The organism is Ningiella ruwaisensis (assembly GCF_004798935.1).
GTDB lineage: Bacteria > Pseudomonadota > Gammaproteobacteria > Enterobacterales > Alteromonadaceae > Glaciecola > Glaciecola ruwaisensis.
Genome location: NZ_RAHT01000007.1, coordinates 166,711 through 185,170 on the forward strand (window position 1 = coordinate 166,711; position 18,460 = coordinate 185,170).

Here is an 18,460-nt window from a genome sequence, read left to right on the forward strand (position 1 = left end):
CTCCCCTCGTCATCACCGCGCAAGCGGTGATCTTATGGAGTTTCCCGCTTTCGCGGGAATGACGAAGTTGGTGTGGGAACTCCCCTCGTCATCACCGCGCAAGCGTTGATCTCATGGGTTTCCCGCTTTCGCGGGAATGACGAAGATGGTACGGGAACTCCTCACGTCATCAACTCGCAAGCGGTGATCTCATGGGTTTCCCGCTTTCGCGGGAATGACGAAGTTGGTACGGGAATGACGAAGTTGGTACGGGAATAACGAAGATGGTTCGGGAACTAAAGATTAGTTTCAAACAGCTTGTAGATTCGTCGATACTCATCTAACCACGAGCTAGGTTGCACAAAACCATGCGGCTCAACAGGGTAAATTGCAGTCTCAAAATCCTCTTTTTCAAGCTCTATTAAGCGCTGTACAAGACGAACCACATCCACAAAGAAAACGTTGTCATCCACCATTGGCGCATTGATTAAAAGCGGTTTTTCAAGCCCTTCTGCAAAGTAAATGGGTGAGCTTCTTTCGTAGGCAAGTGGGTCGACACTTGGTGTATTGAGTATATTCGAGGTGTAAGGCGTATTATAATGCGCCCAGTCTGAGACCGGTCGCAAGGCCGCTCCAGCCTGAAAGAGGTCAGGTTCGTTGAAAAGCGCCATAAAGGTTAAAAATCCGCCATATGAGCCGCCATAGGTCCCAATTCTCTCGCGATCAACATTCGCATTCTCAACCAGCCAGTTTACACCATCGCGTAAATCCTGAACTTCAGGTGTGCCCATCTGACGGTAAATCGCAGTACGCCAGTCTCGTCCATATCCGGCTGAAGCTCTGAAGTCCATATCAAGTACAACGTAACCTTGGTCAATTAAAAGGTTATGAAACATAAATTCTCTAAAATAATTTGACCAACCCATATGTGCGTTTTGCAAGTAACCTGCGCCATGGTTAAACACAACCGCTCGGCGTTTTTGACCTGCCTCACCTGCCGATTCCTCGGGTAAATAAACACGCGAATAGATAGGTTGTTCGGTATGGCTTGATTCAATCGCTACAATGCTTGGCGCTTTCCAGTCTATCGATAAAAACGCGTCACTCACGGTATCTGTTAAACGTTCAGGGCTCAGTCCTTGTGCAGCGGCATTTGCGTCAAGCTGCAAGGTATACAATTCAGGAGGCATCGTTAATTTACTATGCGTAAGTAAGAGTTCATCCTCTTCTGGTGACATTATAAAATCGGTCATACCATTTAAATCGGTAAGCGCCATACTCTCGCCGCTTGCCAGGTCACTTCGATAGATTTCGTAAATACCAGGATGCTTTTTATTGGCTTTGTAAAAGGCATATTTATCATCGCGACTAATATACACATCATCTACCACGTAGCGCCCAGAGGTGATTTGTTTAAGAGAGCCATCGAGCGGTTTAAGATATAAATGAGAATAACCCGACTCTTCCGACAGCAGATACAGGGTTTCTGAGTCTTCAAGCCAGCCAAATTGATTGAAACGATAGTTTACCCAGGCATCATCATGCATGCGATGCTGCGTCACAAATCGCTTATCGCCATCTGGATCAAGTGTGACTATCCAGCGGTCTTTATTATCCCAGGCCTCCAGCATTAACGCGACAACTTCACCATTGTCGTGCCATCTAATCGGCATTTCGGTAGCATACCAATCAAACAATAAACCGATATCTCTTGGTAAACGATTCGTTTCGTAGGTCTCTCCCCTCGCTTCTGCATTCTCTCGTTTTTCTGCTTCCAGTACATCTTCGTTATAGCCAGGCAGATTATTGTAAGAGATTTGATGGCTTTCTCCTGTCTGAATATTTACAAGGTGAATATCGTGGGAAACGGGCTGTGCATCCGCTACGCGCTGCCTTACCGCCTGAGCAACGATTCGGCCACTTTCTTCAATATAGTCTGGCATGATGTCACTGTCACTTCGCGAGGGTTTATTTTCACGCGTGACAATAATTGCATAGCGTCCATCAGGTGAGAGACTCGCAAGCACGTTTGTATGATCTTTATTGAAGTAGAATTCTGCAGACATAACCGCATCGTTAGCCTGTTTCAGTGCGTTTTGTAAGTTTTCTCTATCTTGACGATTCTTGCGCTGCACATTTTCATATTCAATGAGCTTTAGTTGCTCCTGAGCGAGATAATCTTCTGGTGCTTTAACTGCTTGAGGTTTTTCCGCAAATTCCCAGCTTAGCACCTGTTTAAATCTACCGCTGTCTACATCTATCGCATAAAAGCTGTTGCCAACTTGGAAGGAAACGCCGTTTTCCTGGCTGTTATTTTGATAATAGGCTAAATTTTTTGCCTGAGCGGTATCACGAGTCAATTGGATAACTTCATCACTTCCACGCTTTTGTGCAAATACATCGCCCTCAAAAATCCAGGCAAAATAATCAAAGTCTTTGTCGTCGATGTACTCGTCATAATTGTACTGATGAATTGTCGCTAACGAGGCCTTATTACCGTTGCCATATCCAGCATTGGTAATAAACAAATCGCGATTGATTGACCCCTCTTGCTTTCGAGCATAGGTGATGTAAACGCCACCAGGTGAAAAAGCAGGGTTTTCCGGTTGCCGACCAAGCCAATCTGGATCGGACATAATTTGCTCAAGGCTTAAAGATACCGCAACTTGCTGGTTAGGTTGATCCAGAGTTTCGGTTTGGGTAATGGTCTGCCTTGGGTGGGGAGAAGTCAACGCAGATTGAGAAGCTTGCGTATTAGCACCAGAAGACGGAAGTCCGTTGCTTGAACTGCTTGTGGCAGTGCATGCGCCCAGTGCGCTAACGGCAAGAAAAATGAGTGATATTTTGGCTGTTTTCATAAAAGCTCGTTTTTATTGTTGATAGATTAATACACGCCTTACATTATCAAATTCTTTTCGTCGGATCTGAAATTTTTACTGTTTTTATGTGCACTTTTATGTGTATTGAGGCTTCTTTTACTCGTGAAGCGTATCAACTGATCTAAATAAAATCGTTTTCATTACTAAAGGGTGCTAAGTTTGTACCTATAATCATTTTCACACGCTTACACTGTTTGTGATTAACCATCAGTTAAAAAGAGACCAACATGAAAAAGATAATTACAGCCGCGGCCCTATTACTTGCTTGTGCAAGCGCAAGCGCAAACGAGTGCCCAGATGTACTTAAGCACATGAAACGTAAATTAAACTCACAAGAAGTTGTCAATCTATGCGAAGCGTATAGCGGCAAAGCGGTTTTATTTGTCAATACCGCCAGCAAATGTGGATTCACTCCGCAGTTTGAAGGATTGGAAGCCTTATACACAAATTTTAAAGACGATGGATTCGTCGTTCTGGGTTTTCCGTCTAATGACTTTGCGCAGGAATATGCAGACGAAAGTAAAACAGCTGAGGTATGTGAACTTACCTACGGCGTGAATTTCCCAATGTTTGAGCCTATTTCAGTACGTGGTGATAACGCTGATCCGCTCTACGCTAAACTTGCAGAAGAAACCGGCAAATCACCTAAATGGAATTTTAATAAATACCTGATGGACAAAAATGGAAAAATTCTTGCGCATTATGGTTCTCGTGTAAAACCCGATGATGAGGACTTTTTAAAAGATGTTACTCAGGCAATAGCGCCCGACAGTGCTTCTGAGTGACAACGACGTTAATAAACATTAAATTCCAAAAGCACCATAAAAAAAGCCCCGCAAACGCGGGGCTATCAACACACTCAACTAGGAACACACTAATAACTGGTAGGAACTACCAATCAGTAGTCATATTATTAGTGTTCAAGTGCTGTATTTGGTTCACTAATTTGTGAAGAAAATTTTTGCCACGCATTACTCGCTGCCTCTTCACCCATCGCAAGTCCTTCAATGTAATGGAATTTTACTTCGCTCATTCCTAAAAATGCCAGGAAATTTTTAACATATTCACTCTGCGTATCGAGTGGCGTGCCTTGATACATTCCGCCTCTGGCTGCAAGTACGGTCACGTTTTTATGCTTTATTAGGCCTTCAGGTCCGTTTTCAGTATATTTAAAGGTGATCCCCGCACGGGCAATGCGATCAAAGTAGGCTTTCAAAGTGGAAGGGATCGCAAAGTTATACATCGGAACAGCAAACACAATATCGTCTGCTTTATTCAAGTCGTCGATAAATGATTCAGAACGAGCTGCAAGCGCTTTTTGTTCCTTATTTCGTTCTGATTCAGGCGTTGACCAAGCCTGCATTTCCTGAGCGGTCAAATGCGGCAAATCAATCGCGCTTAAGTCGAGCCTTGCTATAGTCACATCGCTATCCGCGTAATTTGCCTGAATGTATCGTTCAGCGGCAATACTGCTATTACCGTGTTCACCTTGTAAACTGCTTTTAATTACCAAAACATGCTTCATTTTTTTCTCCAAAGGGTATCTCTCATCAAACTAGACAAAGCTTACACTTCAAGAATAACGAAAAATATTGCAATAACTTTGTTGATTGGTTCTATTAAATAGAAAGGTTTTATAAAGAAGCCAGCGCTTGGTCAATATCTTTAACAATATCTTCAAAAGCCTCAATACCAATACTCATACGGATAAGCTTATCCCCAATCCCCATTGCAGCGCGCTGACTGGCTCCATTTTCATGAAAGATAGTAGTTGCAACTGGTAAGGCCAAGGTTCGAGTATCACCTAAATGTGTTGCGCTTATAATCAGCTTCAAAGCATTTAAAAAGTCGCGCATATCAAGAGTTTCATGCAATTCAAAACTCAGAATGCCGCCAAACTGATGATTGAACAGGTGTTTTGCACGCGCATGCTGCGGATGTTCGGCAAGGCCCGGATAATAAACTTTTTTTACCTGCGGGAGAGATAACAAGTGTCGAGCAACAATAAGCGCATTATCACAGGTTTGTTTTAAGCGCATATTTAGCGTTTCCATGCCAATCGCTATTTGATGACACGCTGCAGGGGCAAGCGTTGCGCCCATGTCTCGTAAGCCTCGCTTACGAATTTGCGTCAAGCCCCACTGACGCGTATCTTGAACTTTATACTTATCATCAATGTTGGCAAAGGCAGCCCAATTAAAATTGCCTAAATCTGTCAGCGCACCGCCAAGCACACTTCCATGTCCTGCAATGTATTTTGTTAATGAGGTCATGACCATTGATGCGCCAAGCGCTTTTGCATCTAACATAGGTGCTGGAGTCATGGTGTTGTCAATGACAAACAAAATTGACCGGCTATGGCAAAGTGATGCGATATGTTCCAAATCACTGACCTGCGTCACCGGATTTGCAATAGACTCGCAAAACACAAGCTTCGTTTCAGGTTTTAGTGATGTTTCAACTGCCTTAACATCTGTAACGTCAACAAAACTAACATCAATGGCAAAATTCTGAAGCGTTTGCATAAAACTGCGCGTATTGCCGAATAAGTAACGGCTCACCACAATATGATCACCGGCTTTAAGCAATGAAAACATTAATGCACTTATAGCCGCCATGCCGGTTGCAAAGGTAACTGAACCCACACCACCTTCTAGCGCGTTTAACATATTCTGTAGCGCAACTGCCGAGCCTGATGAACTGCGCGAATAAACATGCCCTGCCTGTTTACCCTGAAATACTGCCTCTAAATCGGCCACATCTGCAAACTCAAACAATACCGAGTTATTCGTTGACTCGTGGACCGCACCAAACTGAGGCTGATTTAAAAGCCGGTCTGCATGTACTAATTGCGTATTGCTCAACAAACTTTCTAAGGGTTGGCGTTTTTCGCTTGCAGAACTTGCAGAAAACGAAGCGGGTTTACAGGTGTCTTTTTTCACGTTTAGGTACTTAAAATGACTAAGCTATTCATAAATTTGAATTGATGTTAGCGAAACTACTCTCTATTGTATAGCCAGCTTTGTTATTAAATAGTTGTGATTGTTCATATTATTTCATGTGTATTTTATTTATCGCTGTTGACCAGCACCCTGATTATCCATTAATTGTTGCAGCGAATCGTGATGAGTTTCATGCACGCCCCACTCAGCCATCAGGCTTTTGGGAACAGTATCCGCAGGTTTTGGCAGGGAAAGACTTGCAGGCAGGTGGTTCATGGATGGGCGTGTCGCGCGCCGGTAAACTTGCCGCGTTAACTAACATCCGTTCCTCGGGTAAAGAGCGCGAACAAGCGATCAGTCGTGGTGAATTGGTCATGAATTACTTAATCGACGATATGAGCGCCAGCGACTATCATAAAGTCCTTTCGCAAAGTGCAACACAGTATAACGGCTACAACCTATTGTTCGGAGAACTTGAGCACTTACAGGTATACAACAATTTTGAAGACAGTATTTATTCTTTAACCAAGGGAATATATGGTTTATCCAACGCTAATCTGAATGCGCCATGGCCAAAACTGGATTTAGGTCGCAGTGAACTGGCCAAGTACTGCCAGCAAACCGACGTATTCAATGTAGAGCATTTGTTTAAGCTCTTGAGTAACAACACTAAAGCTCAAGATGAAGTATTACCGCAAACGGGTGTTCCCCTTGAGTGGGAACGCAAATTATCGTCCATCTTTATTGAATCTCCGGATTATGGCACTCGCTCGAGTACTGTATTGCTGCTAGACCGATACCGACAGGTGTTTTGGCAGGAGCGTAGTTTTAATTCAAGCGCCCAACTTACTGATCAGCAGACATATTTGTTTAAATTAGACGCGCCTGATTTGTAGCAAAAAGAAAAAAGATACAAAAATGGCACGCAAGGTCAGACGAGCACAGTAATACAGCGATTTCGCTCGAAATTATGCGCAAATCGTGCATAATGTGGCGCTTTAAAGCGTATGCTTTGCTAACACTCAAAAGATACAAGTAACTCACAATTAAGGAATTAGCACGTGTTTGAATCCCTACCCGCCCTTGCGCCAGACCCTATCCTCGGTTTATCAGCAGCTTACAAGCAAGATAACAACCCCCATAAAATTGATTTAGGCGTGGGTGTTTATAAGGATGAAAACGGAAACACTCCAATTCTGCGAGCAGTGAGTCAAGCTCAAAGCGTTTTACAGGAACGTGAAACTTCAAAAGTTTATATCACCCCTCAAGGCCATCAAGGCTACATCGACAGCATGTTGACTTTGCTTTTTGGCAAGCAAAGCGCTGCGCTAAGTGATAAGCGCCTTGCTGCCGTGCAGGCGCCAGGCGGTTGCGGTGCACTAAGAATACTGGCAGAACTGCTTATGCGCTGCAACGAGAACACCGTTGTCTGGGTGAGCGACCCTACTTGGGCTAACCATATTCCTCTGTTAGGCGATGCAGGATTAACGCTTAAAACCTACCCATATTTTGACAAGGCGAGTGCCAGCATCAAATTTGATGAAATGATGGACTGCCTGAAAGACGTCAAAAAAGGTGATGTCGTTTTATTACATGGCTGTTGCCACAATCCTACTGGCGCCGACTTAAGCCGCGAACAATGGCAGGCAGTAGCCAAGCTTGCCGCCACGAACGGATTTTTGCCCTTTGTTGATGTCGCCTATCAGGGTTTTGGTGACAGCCTTGAAGAGGATGCCTACGGTTTGCGTTTACTGGCGCAAAGTGTTGATGAAATGATAGTGGCAGCATCGTGCAGTAAAAACTTTGGTTTATATCGCGAGCGCGTTGGATTAGCGGCGATCATGACAAAAGATGCAAAAACAGCCAGCATTGCACAATCTCAAATTCAGTCTGTTGCCAGAGGCATATACTCAATGCCTCCTTCTTATGGTGGCGCTTTAGTTGATATTATTTTGGCAGATTCATCTCTGACACAAACCTGGCAGGATGAAGTCGCTCAAATGCGCGAACGCATGATTACCTTACGTCAGTTATTGGTTGATAACTTAAACAAGCAAGGCGTAGATAAAGACTTTAGCTTTGTAAATCAACAAAAAGGGATGTTTTCCTTTTTATGTATTACACCAGAGCAAGTGCAACATTTGCGAAAAGAGCACAGCGTTTACTTTGTTGACTCAAGTCGCGTAAATATTGCAGGTATTAGCCAATCCAACGTTGAAGTGTTAGCTAAAGCTATTGCCGATACGCTCAAGGCATCGTAAGGTAAGTACCTTATAAGAAATTTTTTGGACAAACAACTCATGGACAGACGTCGGTTTTTACACGCTTCACTTTCGGCAGCGACTTGCGCAGGTTTGTTATCTGCAAGTCGACTGTCCATTGCGCTTGATACAGGTACTAAAAGCAAAGCGGATGAAAAAAGTGCGCGCAAAATCAATGTCGGTATGCATGTTTGGGTGTATGCCAAACATCAGCCTGACTATGATGTGTATGGCATTTTAAGCGACATATGGGCAGACGTGAAATACGCTGGTCTGGATGGCATAGAATTGATGGAACAACCGCTTCGCAGACAGGACAAAACAAGAGAAATTGCAGAATTAATTGAGGCGCATCGTTTGCCATTAATTGGCACTTCATACGGCGCAAATTTTTGGGATAAAGCCGAATCAAACAGGATTTATGACGATTTAGCAAACATACTCACCAATATGCAGGTGCTTAGTGCACGTACTATCGGTGTATCCGTTGGTAAACCGCAAAATCGAGATAAAACTGAACAAGAGTTTGATGCACAGGCAGATTTGATTCAGCGAACGCAAGCGCTTGCGTTAGAACATGGTGTAGTTTTAAACCTTCACAACCATACTTACGAAGTAGAAAAGCAACTCTTTGATCTTAAAAATACTCTCAAACGCATTCCGGATATACCTTTAGGCCCTGATATCAATTGGCTTGTTCGCGCGGGTGTAGAGCCTAATGCATTTTTAAAGCAGTATCAGGACAATATAGTCTTTTTGCATTTACGCGACCAGCATGCCTCAGGTGCATGGGCAGAATCTATTGGTGAGGGCGATACTGACTTTACCAAATTAGGTCACACGCTTGATGCAATTAATTTTAAAGGTGATGCCATAATTGAGTTGGCTCACGAAGACGGATTTACGCCTACTCGCCCCATCAAGGAAAGCCTCAAAATGAGCCGAGCGCATATTCGCAATACACTCGGGTTTTAAGCGTCAACGTTTAAATATCATCGGCAAAACGCGAGGGGCGCTTCGCCACTTTTTTTATTAAGCCAACATACCACCATCTACTACAACACAGGCTCCGGTGGTGTAGCTTGACGCATCTGATACCAGATACAGCACTGTGCCTGCCATCTCGTCAGGATCTGCTACTCGCCCTAGTGGGATTTGGGTTAAGGCGGATTTTAAAATCGCATCGTTGGTAGTAAGCGCAGAGGCAAACTTGGTATCGGTAAGTCCCGGTAATAAGGCGTTAACTCGAATATTGTGCTTACCACATTCCTTTGCGAATGCTTTGGTCATGCTAATAACAGCGGCTTTCGTAATACTGTAAATGCCCTGCATATCTCCCGGGCGAATGCCGTTTACTGACGCGGTGTTAAGTATTACCCCTGCCCCTTGATCGCGCATCATTTTACCCGCTTCAGCAGACATGAAAAAATAGCCTCGAATATTCACATCCACTGTTTTTGCATAGGCGGCTAAATCCGTATCAAGAATATGCCCAAAGTAAGGATTGGCAGCCGCATTATTAACCAGTATATCAATGCGCCCAAACTCTGATTTGATGTGTTCAAACAGAGCAGAAATTTGCTGCATTTCACCCACATGGCAGGCGAAAGCAGATGCCTTCCCGCCACTATCTCTTATACTTTGTGCAACAGCTTCACATCCTTCTATTTTTCGGCTAGAAACTATAACGTGTGCACCTTTGTGCGCAAGGAGTCTCGCAATAGATTCGCCAATACCTCGACTGGCGCCAGTAACAACAGCAATCTTACCGCTTAAATCAAATAAGTCTTTCATGATTTGTCCCATATTTTTTGAAAGGTTTCATGTCATGTTTTGTGCTCATCTTTGTGCTTTGCTTTGTGCATTGCTATGCGCTAGCTCAAGCTAGCATGCCCCCGTCAATGGTGAAGGCATGGCCGTTCATAAAACTTGATTCATCAGAGCAAAGCCAAGCAATGGCCCCTGCTACTTCTTCAACTTTGCCCAAGCGTTTAAGTGGCGATGCTTTAATAATGGCCTTTTGCCCCCGCTCATCCATCTGCGCAAGAGTATTTTGCACCATTGGCGTGTCAATAAAACTAGGGCAGACCGCATTAAAACGTAAGCCAATACGGGCATATTCCACTGCGGCTGATTTTGTTAAGCCCATTACACCATGCTTTGCTGCGCTGTACGCAGAAATCATGGGAGACGAACGAAGGCCGGCTACAGAAGCTACATTGATAACATGCCCACCGCTTTGTGCCATACAGGCAATCGCCGCGCGCATGCAGTGCCAGACACCTTTTAAATTAACAGCGATGTTGCGATCAAAATCTTCATCACTTAATTCGTGCAAAGGTGCCGGTTTATGGTCGATTCCGGCATTGTTAATCACCACATCTAAACCACCTAAAACTTGCATGGCTTCTGCAAAGAGTTGCTTAACTGACGCCAAATCAGCCACATCAACCCGACAAAAATGCAAAGTGAGCTTTTGTTCAGATGCTATTTCAAGCATCTTTTGCCCCTTATCCTGTGCCAAGTCTGCAATAAGAACTTTTGCTCCCCGCTTGGCTAACACCAGAGCAGAAGCCGCTCCAATCCCCGAAGCACCACCGGTAATTAGCACGCGTTTACCGCTCACGTCTGCAGCGGGCTTACTCAAAAGGTTTGCTAGTGAACTCATCCCATCCAGCTCGCTCATTCAGCCTCTCCCACCTTCAAAATAAGCTTGCCAAAGTTCTCACCTTTAAACAGCATCATCAGCGTTTCTGGAAAGGTCTCGATATCTTCAACAATATGCTCTTTCACTTTCATTTTTCCCGCCTGGATCCAGCCACCAATTTCTTTCATGGCAATGGGATATTCTTTAACATTGTCAAATACAACAATGCCTTCCATTCTTGCTCTGTTGACTAAAAGCGACAGATAGTTAGAAGGTCCTTTTACTGGCGTCGTATTGTTATATTGGCTTATCGCGCCGCAAATCACGATGCGAGCTTTGAAATTGATCCGCGTAAGTACATCATCTAATATCTCGCCACCAACGTTATCAAAAAACACATCAACGCCTTTCGGACAGGTTTCTTTAAGCGCTTTTTTTACGTTTTCATTTTTGTAATCAATCGCCGCGTCAAAGCCTAGCTCGTCAATCAGGAACTGACATTTTTCTTTACCGCCAGCAATCCCCACTACACGGCATCCTTTAATTTTGGCAATTTGACCAACCAGACCACCAACCGCGCCAGCAGCACCAGAAACCACTACCGTTTCGCCTTCTTTCGGCTCACCCGATTTGAGTAAACCAAAATAGCCTGTCATACCTGGCATACCTAATACACCTAAAAAGTAAGAGAGCGGCGCTAAATTAGGGTCAACTTTGTGCACACCTTTTCCGTCACTTAACGCATATTGTTGCACGCCGCTATAACCCACCACAAAGTCGCCTTTGCTGAAACCGTCAAGCTTCGAATCGATTACCTGTGCGACGGTACCGGCTCTCATCACATCACCAATCTGTACTGGCTCAATGTAGGATTTGGCGTCGTTTAACCAACCGCGCATTGCCGGATCCAGTGAAACATAGAGGACTTTAACAAGCATTTGTCCTTTTTGCACAGACGGTATTTCAGATTCTGTAAAATCCCAGTTTTCGCGTGTCGGCTCTCCAATCGGTCTTGATTTTAGTTTCCATTGTTTATTTATTGCTGTTGTCATGTGCATCTCCAAACGTTAATCGTTATAGGTAACTGCTATTAAATAATTATATTGCCAGTTAGAACCAGTCGGGCTGCATAGTCGCGCAGGTGTCATCGTCGCTTTCCAATATCTGTAGGTCGCGCTCAATAGCGGGTAGCTCCCATGCAAAGAAATATTTCGCTGCCTGTACTTTACCCTTGTAAAAATCGGCAGCGGTGTCGCTTTGTTCGCCATCTTTATTGCCTTGCGCTGAATGAATTTGCGCAAGCTTTTGCTCGGCGACGTTTGCCTGCCTCAGCCATATCCAACTCACTACAATGATTGCAAATACATTCATCATGGCCTGGGCATTCGCACTTAAACCGAGCTGTTTTTCGCTTTGTAAACACTCAGCAATATGCATGAGGATTGCATGCAGTTTTTTTAAGTAAGTCCCCAGCTTTTTTGCCATTTTAGCAGTTTCGGGTGTTGAGATAGTCGAAAGGTCTTTTTGAATTTCGGCTTGTAATACTTTTAAACCCAAGCCATTTTTCTGCCAAAGCTTTCTGAAGGTGAGATCTAGCGCCTGAATGCCATTGGTCCCTTCGTGAATTGGATTAAGCCGATTATCACGCCAAAATTGCTCAGCAAAGTATTCCCGTGTATAGCCCGAACCGCCTAGTACCTGAATCCCCAAATCATTCGCTTTAGGTCCATATTCAGAAGGCCATGCTTTAAGCACAGGCGTAAGAAGGTCCAGCATTTCCTGTAAGCCTTCTTTTTCGTCCAGCGACTGACAGGTATTAATACGATCAATCAGGTTTGAACCATATAAACAAAGTGCCATTCCGCCTTCAGAGTAAGCTTTTTGAGCCAGCAACATGCGTTTTACGTCACCGTGATGAATAATCGGAGCGGCTGGATCTTCTGGCTTATTGTGTGGAGGTACCCGACCCTGAGTGCGGTCTTTTGCGTAATCCAGAGAATATTGAAATCCTCGGTAGCCAATCATTGCGGCCCCAAATCCAACGCCTATACGCGCTTCGTTCATCATCATAAACATGTAGCGCAAGCCAAAATGCTCTTCACCCACCAAATATCCGTGACAATCGTCGTTCTCACCAAAGGTTAGTGCGGTAGAGGTGGTACCGCGATAGCCCAGTTTGTGCAGCAAACCTGCAAGTTGTACGTCATTTCGCTGGTCAATTTCTCCGTTTTCATTTAAACGATATTTGGGCACTACAAACAGGGAGATGCCTTTCACGCCTGCAGGTCCACCCGGCACTTTCGCCAGCACCAAGTGGACAATATTTTCAGATAATTCGTGCTCTCCGCCCGAAATATATATTTTTGAGCCTTTGAGTCTGTAGCTACCATCTGCTTGTTTTACAGCCGTGGTTTTGATGTCTGCCAATGAACTTCCGGCATGAGGCTCTGTTAAAGCCATGGTGCCAGTAAATTCGCCTGTAAGCATTCGCGGCATAAATTGCGCTTTGAGCGTGTCGCTGGCAAAATGATTAATCACATTAATCGCAGCAGCTGTGAGAAATGGATAAGCCGTAGTGGAGGGATTTGCTGCCATAAAATAGCCTGATACCGCCGTCATTACGGTTTCAGGCAACTGCATGCCACCGTCTTCAAAGTTATAGCGTCCCGCAATAAAACCGGCTTCTCTGAAGGCATCAAAAGCGACTTTCACCTCATCAATCATGCTGACCGTTTTACCGTCAAACGTCGGTTCATTTTTGTCAGCGATATGGTTGTGCGGCAAGAATAAGTCAGTTGCAATTTTATTTGCCGTTTCTAATACTGCGTCAAAGGTTTCTCTGCTGTGCTCATTAAATCGTGCGTGCTCACATAAAGCTTGCGTATTGAGCACTTCATAAAGTTGAAAGGGCAACTCCATATCGTGAATTAGTGTATCACTAGCCATCTTTACCTCAATTCAAGGTCAGTGGGGTCAAATTGTTTATTAACACCATATTAACGAACTACGAAGCTTGCTTTGAGTGTCGTTTATGACATTATTATGGTCATAAGTGACACATATTAGCCGTGTGAATATTTGCGCTAAATTTATGTTTATCAATCTATCTCAATTAGCGCGTTAACTTTTACAGGAGTGTGCTTCGGTGCCTTACTTTAAACCCTACATCGTTACCATTGTTGGATTTAATGGCGCACTTGCTTCAGCAATCACTGGCGCACTAGACATTTTTTCATTTGCTGGCGTTAGCTGGCAAAGACTTAACCAACAACGTGTCCAACAGCGGTTTAAAGTGCAAATTGCGAGCATGCACGGCCTGCCTTTCGAGTGCACTAACAAACTCACTCTTCAAGCCCATTGCGATATTGCAAGCTTAAACGAAACCGATATTTTACTGATACCAACTGTTGGCGCATCGATTGAAAAAGTATTAAACGAAAACGAACAGCTTTGTACACATCTCAAACGACTGGCAAATTACGATTGTGACGTTGCCAGCAATTGCTCAGGCGCGTTTTTACTTGCAAAAGCAGGTTTGCTTGAGAATAAGACGGCAACCACACATTGGGGGTATGAAACACAGTTAAGAGAAATGTTCCCTAAGGTTAAGCTGGCAATAGACAAGCTTGTTACGCAAGACGAGCGAATATACTGCGCTGGCGGAGGCTTAGCTTTCCATCACTTGTGCTTAATGCTCATTGAACGTTATTGCGGCCGAGATATCGCCAATCAGGTAGCGAAGGCACATGTCATTGATACACATCGCCACAATCAGAGCGCCTATACAAATTTGCGTCCCCTTAAACAACATAATCAGGCGCACATCATAAAAGTACAGGAATATATCGAGGACAATTTTGCTAAGCGCTTAACAATTAATGATTTAGCGGCGCTGGCAAATATAACGCCTCGTACGCTAAATCGTCATTTCCAAAAATACGTCAATATGCGGCCAATCGAGTACATACAATCTGTCAGGGTGGAACAAGCAAAGCGATTACTTGAATCAGGCTTCACTAACACGCAATCGATAGCTAGCGAAATAGGATATGAAGATATCACCTCTTTTGCCAAATTGTTCAAAAACCTGACCGGTTTGACCCCGTCTCAATATCGTGCGAAGTTTCATCGTGAATTTGATATTTAATCGTTTTTTTGAAGATTTTAGCAACAAGATAACGTATACTCTTCGTCCGAAATGGACTGGGCACAAAAATGCAATTGTTCTGTCATTGGCGTAACAATATTGCGTTTTATCAAGCACACAGCACAGCACACAACGCTTAAAATCAAAGCCCTTTTAACTCTCACACTTTCGGATCTAACACATGAAAAGCTTTAAGCAAACCCGTTTGGCCTCAGCGATATCATTGGCTGTTTTGGCCCCACTATTTACGTCACACTCTCTAGCGCGAACTGATGATAGCGCTGCAACTCAAGAGCAGAAAGGCCTTGAAGTTATTGAGGTAACTGCACAAAGACGCACCCAAAGTATTCAAGAGGTGCCAATTTCAATCGCGACCTTAAGTGGTGACGAATTTGAAAATCTATTTTCAGGTGCTGGCGATATATTGGAATTTGCCGTTCGGGTACCGGGCGTTTACGCAGAATCTTCAAACGGTCGTGTAGCTCCACGTTTTTATATCCGTGGTTTAGGTAACACCGATTTTGACTTGGCTGCATCCCAACCGGTTTCCATCATTATGGATGATGTGGTAATGGAAAATGTGGTTCTTAAAAGCTTTCCTTTATTCGATATTCAGCAAGTAGAAGTTATCCGTGGTCCGCAAGGTACGCTTTTTGGTCGAAATACGACTGCAGGTATCATTAAGTTCGATACAGTAAAACCCAGTGAGGACTTTGATGCCTATGTTAAAGCCAGCTATGGCAGCTTTAATACCACCAATATTGAAGGTGCGATAGGCGGTGGTTTAGGCGATGGGCTTTCTGGTCGTATTTCGGTGCTTTCTCAAGAGCGAGACGACTGGATTGATAATATTGCGTCTCCAGAAGGCGATGCAATAGGCGGGTTTGACGAAAAGGCATGGCGAGCACAATTACTTTACACCCCAAACAGTGACCTTTCGATTTTAGCTCAACTACACGGTCGCGATTTAACCGGCACTGCATCCATTTTCCGCGCGAACGTTTTTACTCGTGGCTCCAATGAGCTGAACGAGAACTACACGCGTGACAAAGTCATATACGATGCCAATCTTTTAGGTAACGGGTTTGATAACAACCCTCAGGAATATGAAGGATTTGGTGGCTCGTTTAAAGTCGATTACGACCTTGGAGATGTCACAATCACTTCTATTACCGCTTACGAAGAAGCAGACGGTTTCAGTTTAGGGGATATCGATGGCGGATTTGGCAGTGCAGCCGATTTTACTCCCGATCCTCGCCCTGGCTTTATTCCATTTGACGCAGTTACTCGCGACAGTTTAAACGACCTGGAGCAAGTTACACAAGAAATCCGATTTACCAGCAACACCAACGACGCGCTGCAATGGCAAGCGGGCGCATTTTATTTCGACTCATCTTTTAGCGTGACCAGTACCGATGGATTTTTTGGCGCAACTACCGTGTTTCATGACAACACAACCTGGGCCGTTTTTGGACAAGCCAGTTATGAGTTAACAGAACGTTTAACCGTTACAGGTGGCGTTCGCTACACCGACGATGAAAAATCACTTGAGGTGGGCGATCAAAACGTGAATGGCTTTGCGCTTGTTATTGGAGCTGCAAGCATTCAGGATTATCAACCTGTCAATGTTGATGATGGGCAAACCAGCTTTGAATTAAGCGCCAATTATCGTTTGACCGATGATGTGTCACTTTTCGCACGGTTTGCAAATGGTTTCAGAGCGCAGTCTATACAAGGGCGCGATATTGCTTTTGAAGGAAATCCTTCAGTGGCAGATGCAGAAACTATCAATTCGATTGAAGGCGGAATAAAAGCGGATTTACTCGATGACACTTTGCGTATCAACGCAGCCCTATTCGCCTACGAGGTTGATGACATTCAATTGTCAGCCATCGGTGGTGCAAATAACGGTAACTCATTGTTAAACGCAGATAAAGGTCGTGCCTTCGGTTTTGAGATTGATGCTCGCTATTTAGTGACGGAAAACTTTGAGATTACAGCTGGCTTTAGTTTAAATGACACTGAGTTACAAGACGATACTCTTTTAGTAGCTCCTTGCGGCGCGAACTGTACTGTTTTAGATCCTCTGGTAGATGGTTTAGCATTGGTAGATGGAAATCCTTTCCCGCAAGCGCCTGAAACGATTTTTAACTTCACTGCCCGATATGCTATCCCATTTGGTGATGACGGTGAAATCTTTGTCTTTACGGATTGGGCCTTCCAGGGCGACACTAATCTGTTTTTATATGATGCGATTGAATTCACAACTGATGATCAATTTGAAGGTGGACTGCGCGTAGGTTATCAAAACTTTAGCCATGGCTATACTTTCTCTATGTTTGCTCGCAATATTACAGACGAAGACAACGTGAAAGGTGCTATTGACTTCAATAACCTGACAGGGATTGTTAATGATCCGCGTATAGTCGGTATTGAAGCGAAATTTACTTTCTATTAAGCGATAAACGCTTTATAAAGAAGGCCAGTTTTATTACTGGCCTTTTTGTTTGTCTTTTTTGTTTTTGTCTTTATATAGAGTTTTCTCGATTTTAATTCTTAGGGTTTAACTTATACATTTTCGAATCTATGCTTAATTCAAACGTATTTTTATTCAGCGCTTGCGTGCTCATTTGGGGCTCTACCTGGATAGCCATTACCTTTCAGACCGGAGAAGCAGCGCTCATGGTATCCGTTGCTCTTCGGTTTGCTATTGCGGCAGCTTTACTCGCGCTTTGGTGCGTCATTCGCAGTATTTCGCTAAAAATTCCAAAAAGACAGCACAAGTATTTATTTGCCGCTGGCGTCTTTCTATACTGTTTAGATTACTCATTTTTATATGCTGCAGAGCAACACATGATAAGCGCCTTGCTCGCGGTATTAAGCTCCAGCGTTATTTATTTTAACGTTGTATTAAGACGCATCCTTTTAGGCAAGCCTATTCGAGTGGAAGTTGTCATTGGTGCAACCCTTGGCTTGTTAGGGATTGGGCTTATTTTTGCACCTGAGTTTGAGCAGCTTTCATTAAGTGCGGGAATTTCCATAGGTTTAGTCTTTGCTGGCGCCTCATTCTTCTCTGCTGCCATGGGAAACATTGTCTCTGAACGTATTTTAGATAGACAAACTGACGTCATACCTATGAACTTTTGGACCATGACCTATGGTGTTAGTTGCACAACGCTCGTGGCCTTCTTAAGCGGTGCCAGTTTTGCTCTACCTTCCGAACCCTCGTATTTTTATTCTTTAATCTATTTGGCCGTATTCGGTTCTGTACTTGCCTTCGGCAGTTACATGAAGCTACTAAAACAAATTGGCTCTGATCGCGCCGCGTATGTTGTGCTGGTGTACCCCATCGTCGCGTTAGCAATTTCAACCTTTTTTGAGGGCTACGTGTGGACGAGTTATTCGATGATAGGCGTTATTTTTGTCATTATTGGCAATGCGGTTGCGATGGGCAAAGCAAATCGGCTTTTAAAAATTCAGCAAGTGCCTCAGTAACTGCTCGAGCAAACGCGGTAGTCAGGTACTCAGGTACAGGTAAAATCAAACCATAAAAAATGCGCCATCCTTTCGTTTGGCGCATTTTTACTCATTTTAAAACATGCTTA

Annotated in this window: 14 protein-coding genes; 7 read left to right on the forward strand and 7 right to left on the reverse strand. The window is 44.0% G+C overall.

All coding sequences use genetic code 11. The annotated features are described in order from the left end of the window. Nucleotides 1-275: 275 nt before the first annotated feature. The gene (locus tag D6V41_RS14865; protein WP_136252324.1) at nucleotides 276-2,837 is read right to left on the reverse strand and encodes a S9 family peptidase; all 2,562 of its coding nucleotides are present in this window, start codon (nucleotides 2,835-2,837) and stop codon (nucleotides 276-278) included. A gap of 248 nt (nucleotides 2,838-3,085) precedes the next feature. Here D6V41_RS14865 and D6V41_RS14870 point away from each other — a divergent pair, with 248 nt between their 5' ends. Beyond that, nucleotides 3,086-3,643: a glutathione peroxidase gene (locus D6V41_RS14870; RefSeq protein ID WP_136252325.1), complete on the forward strand. Its 558-nt coding sequence runs from the start codon at nucleotides 3,086-3,088 to the stop codon at nucleotides 3,641-3,643. Between the two features lie 128 nt (nucleotides 3,644-3,771). On the opposite strand, the gene D6V41_RS14875 is transcribed toward D6V41_RS14870, so the two are convergent. After that, nucleotides 3,772-4,383, reverse strand: a complete 612-nt coding sequence (locus tag D6V41_RS14875; RefSeq protein ID WP_136252326.1) for an FMN-dependent NADH-azoreductase — start codon at nucleotides 4,381-4,383, stop codon at nucleotides 3,772-3,774. A gap of 109 nt (nucleotides 4,384-4,492) precedes the next feature. Continuing rightward, entirely contained in the window at nucleotides 4,493-5,725 is a 1,233-nt protein-coding gene (locus D6V41_RS14880) for a cystathionine gamma-synthase family protein (RefSeq protein WP_136252379.1), read from the reverse strand. Nucleotides 5,726-5,916: 191 nt separating this feature from the next. Here D6V41_RS14880 and D6V41_RS14885 point away from each other — a divergent pair, with 191 nt between their 5' ends. The 3 genes from D6V41_RS14885 (at nucleotide 5,917) to D6V41_RS14895 (ending at nucleotide 9,036) form a co-directional block, all read left to right on the forward strand. Next, nucleotides 5,917-6,696 carry an NRDE family protein gene (locus D6V41_RS14885; RefSeq protein ID WP_136252327.1) on the forward strand — a complete coding sequence of 260 codons (780 nt, stop codon included), beginning with the start codon at nucleotides 5,917-5,919 and terminating at the stop codon, nucleotides 6,694-6,696. 165 nt (nucleotides 6,697-6,861) lie between these two features. Then, the gene (locus D6V41_RS14890) at nucleotides 6,862-8,061 is read left to right on the forward strand and encodes an amino acid aminotransferase (protein ID WP_136252328.1); all 1,200 of its coding nucleotides are present in this window, start codon (nucleotides 6,862-6,864) and stop codon (nucleotides 8,059-8,061) included. Nucleotides 8,062-8,085: 24 nt separating this feature from the next. Further along, nucleotides 8,086-9,036: a sugar phosphate isomerase/epimerase family protein gene (locus tag D6V41_RS14895; RefSeq protein ID WP_136252329.1), complete on the forward strand. Its 951-nt coding sequence runs from the start codon at nucleotides 8,086-8,088 to the stop codon at nucleotides 9,034-9,036. 57 nt (nucleotides 9,037-9,093) lie between these two features. Here D6V41_RS14895 and D6V41_RS14900 read toward each other — a convergent pair whose 3' ends face one another. The 4 genes from D6V41_RS14900 to D6V41_RS14915 form a co-directional block, all read right to left on the reverse strand. Further along, the gene (locus D6V41_RS14900; RefSeq protein ID WP_136252330.1) at nucleotides 9,094-9,855 is read right to left on the reverse strand and encodes an SDR family oxidoreductase; all 762 of its coding nucleotides are present in this window, start codon (nucleotides 9,853-9,855) and stop codon (nucleotides 9,094-9,096) included. Nucleotides 9,856-9,940: 85 nt separating this feature from the next. Then, on the reverse strand, nucleotides 9,941-10,747 hold the full coding sequence (locus D6V41_RS14905) for an SDR family NAD(P)-dependent oxidoreductase (protein WP_241664558.1): 807 nt from the start codon (nucleotides 10,745-10,747) through the stop codon (nucleotides 9,941-9,943). Continuing rightward, a complete protein-coding gene (locus tag D6V41_RS14910) occupies nucleotides 10,744-11,760 on the reverse strand; it encodes an NADP-dependent oxidoreductase (RefSeq protein ID WP_136252331.1) in 1,017 nt (338 codons plus the stop codon). Before D6V41_RS14910 ends, D6V41_RS14905 begins: the two co-directional genes overlap by 4 nt. Nucleotides 11,761-11,818: 58 nt before the next feature. Further along, on the reverse strand, nucleotides 11,819-13,654 hold the full coding sequence (locus tag D6V41_RS14915; protein WP_136252332.1) for an acyl-CoA dehydrogenase family protein: 1,836 nt from the start codon (nucleotides 13,652-13,654) through the stop codon (nucleotides 11,819-11,821). A gap of 199 nt (nucleotides 13,655-13,853) precedes the next feature. Between D6V41_RS14915 and D6V41_RS14920 the strand changes: the two genes are divergently transcribed. From D6V41_RS14920 to D6V41_RS14930, 3 genes are all read left to right on the forward strand, one after another. Beyond that, entirely contained in the window at nucleotides 13,854-14,855 is a 1,002-nt protein-coding gene (locus D6V41_RS14920) for a GlxA family transcriptional regulator (RefSeq protein ID WP_136252333.1), read from the forward strand. A 181-nt stretch (nucleotides 14,856-15,036) separates the two neighbouring features. Next, the gene (locus tag D6V41_RS14925; RefSeq protein ID WP_136252334.1) at nucleotides 15,037-17,313 is read left to right on the forward strand and encodes a TonB-dependent receptor; all 2,277 of its coding nucleotides are present in this window, start codon (nucleotides 15,037-15,039) and stop codon (nucleotides 17,311-17,313) included. A gap of 128 nt (nucleotides 17,314-17,441) precedes the next feature. Then, nucleotides 17,442-18,350, forward strand: a complete 909-nt coding sequence (locus tag D6V41_RS14930; RefSeq protein ID WP_136252335.1) for a DMT family transporter — start codon at nucleotides 17,442-17,444, stop codon at nucleotides 18,348-18,350. The last annotated feature ends 110 nt before the right edge of the window (nucleotides 18,351-18,460 follow it).

What these genes read in the sequence shown, in the direction of transcription:
- D6V41_RS14905 (WP_241664558.1), bottom strand. Translation starts at nt 10,747, where the DNA reads ATGAGCGAGCTGGATGGGATGAGTTCACTAGCAAACCTTTTGAGTAAG.
- D6V41_RS14900 (WP_136252330.1), bottom strand. Translation starts at nt 9,855, where the DNA reads ATGAAAGACTTATTTGATTTAAGCGGTAAGATTGCTGTTGTTACTGGC.
- D6V41_RS14910 (WP_136252331.1), bottom strand. Translation starts at nt 11,760, where the DNA reads ATGACAACAGCAATAAATAAACAATGGAAACTAAAATCAAGACCGATT.
- D6V41_RS14930 (WP_136252335.1), top strand. Translation starts at nt 17,442, where the DNA reads ATGCTTAATTCAAACGTATTTTTATTCAGCGCTTGCGTGCTCATTTGG.
- D6V41_RS14885 (WP_136252327.1), top strand. Translation starts at nt 5,917, where the DNA reads ATGTGTATTTTATTTATCGCTGTTGACCAGCACCCTGATTATCCATTA.
- D6V41_RS14870 (WP_136252325.1), top strand. Translation starts at nt 3,086, where the DNA reads ATGAAAAAGATAATTACAGCCGCGGCCCTATTACTTGCTTGTGCAAGC.
- D6V41_RS14915 (WP_136252332.1), bottom strand. Translation starts at nt 13,654, where the DNA reads ATGGCTAGTGATACACTAATTCACGATATGGAGTTGCCCTTTCAACTT.
- D6V41_RS14865 (WP_136252324.1), bottom strand. Translation starts at nt 2,837, where the DNA reads ATGAAAACAGCCAAAATATCACTCATTTTTCTTGCCGTTAGCGCACTG.
- D6V41_RS14925 (WP_136252334.1), top strand. Translation starts at nt 15,037, where the DNA reads ATGAAAAGCTTTAAGCAAACCCGTTTGGCCTCAGCGATATCATTGGCT.
- D6V41_RS14875 (WP_136252326.1), bottom strand. Translation starts at nt 4,383, where the DNA reads ATGAAGCATGTTTTGGTAATTAAAAGCAGTTTACAAGGTGAACACGGT.